Source organism: Tardiphaga sp. 172_B4_N1_3 (genome assembly GCF_052076035.1).
Classification (GTDB): Bacteria; Pseudomonadota; Alphaproteobacteria; order Rhizobiales; family Xanthobacteraceae; genus Tardiphaga; species Tardiphaga robiniae.
The window spans coordinates 4,137,501-4,140,000 of the sequence record NZ_CP197238.1 but is presented as its reverse complement, the minus strand read 5'-3'; the positions used below and the strand labels follow the sequence as shown (position 1 = coordinate 4,140,000).

Genomic DNA, 2,500 nt, shown 5'->3' with positions numbered 1-2,500 from the left:
TTTGTTTGCGGAGTGATCGTCAACAAGCGTCTGCAGGGCTTTCTGAATGTTGATCACGGTGACGACCCGCATCGGCCGAGATCATTCAGCCACATCCACCATTAAAATCCGAACCCGCGTAGCGCGGTCCGATTGAGCTCATTCAGGATCGCGTTCGCCCCAGCGAGGCAAGTGAAGCGATCCGAGATCCGAAAGGCTGCGATTGGAAGAACGGATTGTTTCCTTCGCGCAACTGCATCGCCGCTGCTGCGCAGTCCGCTGGCTGGCATCATGCGCGCCGATCGTTTTTTTTGGCGCCGCTGCATCTGCGTTCTCACCACGGCGCTGCAGCATCGTTGCGCCGTCGGCCTGATAGTTCTCAACAGCAGATGAGAGATCGATGCCGACGATGCGCAGCGGCTCTTTGCATCATCGTATGAGCCAACGCGTATCCCAGGATCCGGATATCCCTGCAATTCAATGCAGAATCCTGCTGTCATCATCGCACCGCACTATGATTCGGCGTCAACTTTACGCACACGAAAAACGCGTGACGATTTTCTGACGATTGGGCGTTGACAGCTTCGAGAGTGCGAGACTATAAACCGGCCACTGAGCGCGGCGGCGCCGGGGCCCACGGGTCCGGGACGGTTCGACGCTCAGAAGCACCTCAACGCGATGTGTGAAGCACCAGCCGACAGTTTCGGTGGGTGTTTTGTCGTCGGGTTGAGTTGTCAGGTTTTTGCAAAGAAGCCTGGCGGATCTCGATCGGTGCAATGTTCTGCTGCTTGTTTCGGACGAAATAATCGGCGCACTGCGAAGAAAGAGGTTGCTTCCTTCCTCTGGAGGGTCTACTGGTTCGCTCCCTTCGGGGCGCTGGCATCCACTGGATGCCGCCTGATGGATCTCACTTTGGAAGATCTGAAGATAGAGATTTCTCCCTCCTGGGGAGATTGACGCATCTGCGTCGGGCTGTTTGACAAGTTAAATTGAAGAAAGAGAAACGTGGACGGCGGAGTCCTTGCGGGTCTCGTTCGATGGAAGCTTCGGCTTCCTGAGGCGGGGCCGGACGAAAGACTTCGGCGGTACACGTTTTGAACAAAGGTTAACACCATCGTTGTTAGCGCTGTGAAGCGCGGACAGCAGATTGGCTGAACTTCGGTTTGGCTGATTTAGTATGGTGGGACCTCGTCAATACGTTGTGATCAGCCGGTTTAAAGTTTCAAGTCCAACTTGAGAGTTTGATCCTGGCTCAGAGCGAACGCTGGCGGCAGGCTTAACACATGCAAGTCGAACGGGCGTAGCAATACGTCAGTGGCAGACGGGTGAGTAACGCGTGGGAACATACCTCTTGGTTCGGAACAACACAGGGAAACTTGTGCTAATACCGGATAAGCCCTTACGGGGAAAGATTTATCGCCGAGAGATTGGCCCGCGTCTGATTAGCTAGTTGGTGGGGTAAAGGCCTACCAAGGCGACGATCAGTAGCTGGTCTGAGAGGATGATCAGCCACATTGGGACTGAGACACGGCCCAAACTCCTACGGGAGGCAGCAGTGGGGAATATTGGACAATGGGCGCAAGCCTGATCCAGCCATGCCGCGTGAGTGATGAAGGCCCTAGGGTTGTAAAGCTCTTTTGTACGGGAAGATAATGACGGTACCGTAAGAATAAGCCCCGGCTAACTTCGTGCCAGCAGCCGCGGTAATACGAAGGGGGCTAGCGTTGCTCGGAATCACTGGGCGTAAAGGGTGCGTAGGCGGGTTTTTAAGTCAGAGGTGAAATCCTGGAGCTCAACTCCAGAACTGCCTTTGATACTGAAAGTCTTGAGTATGGGAGAGGTGAGTGGAACTGCGAGTGTAGAGGTGAAATTCGTAGATATTCGCAAGAACACCAGTGGCGAAGGCGGCTCACTGGCCCATAACTGACGCTGAGGCACGAAAGCGTGGGGAGCAAACAGGATTAGATACCCTGGTAGTCCACGCCGTAAACGATGAATGCCAGCCGTTAGTGGGTTTACTCACTAGTGGCGCAGCTAACGCTTTAAGCATTCCGCCTGGGGAGTACGGTCGCAAGATTAAAACTCAAAGGAATTGACGGGGGCCCGCACAAGCGGTGGAGCATGTGGTTTAATTCGACGCAACGCGCAGAACCTTACCAGCCCTTGACATGTCTATGACCGGTACCAGAGATGGAACCTTCCCTTCGGGGCATAGAGCACAGGTGCTGCATGGCTGTCGTCAGCTCGTGTCGTGAGATGTTGGGTTAAGTCCCGCAACGAGCGCAACCCCCGTCCTTAGTTGCTACCATTTAGTTGAGCACTCTAAGGAGACTGCCGGTGATAAGCCGCGAGGAAGGTGGGGATGACGTCAAGTCCTCATGGCCCTTACGGGCTGGGCTACACACGTGCTACAATGGCGGTGACAATGGGATGCAAAAGGGCGACCTCTCGCAAATCTCAAAAAGCCGTCTCAGTTCGGATTGGGCTCTGCAACTCGAGCCCATGAAGTTGGAATCGCTAG

Annotated in this window: 1 protein-coding gene and 1 rRNA gene (both only partly in view); one reads left to right on the top strand and one right to left on the bottom strand. The window is 54.6% G+C overall.

Annotation, left to right across the window (positions count from 1 at the left end; genetic code table 11):
* Positions 1 to 23, bottom strand: partial view of a hypothetical protein gene (locus AB7783_RS19600; RefSeq protein ID WP_441278544.1) — the start only. The gene continues 187 nt to the left of window position 1, outside the view; 23 of the gene's 210 nt are visible here — the first part of the coding sequence; its start codon is at positions 21 to 23; its stop codon lies beyond the left edge, outside the window.
* A 1,185-nt stretch (positions 24 to 1,208) separates the two neighbouring features.
* Between AB7783_RS19600 and AB7783_RS19595 the strand changes: the two genes are divergently transcribed.
* Positions 1,209 to 2,500 (top strand): 16S ribosomal RNA (locus AB7783_RS19595); it runs 195 nt beyond the window's last position.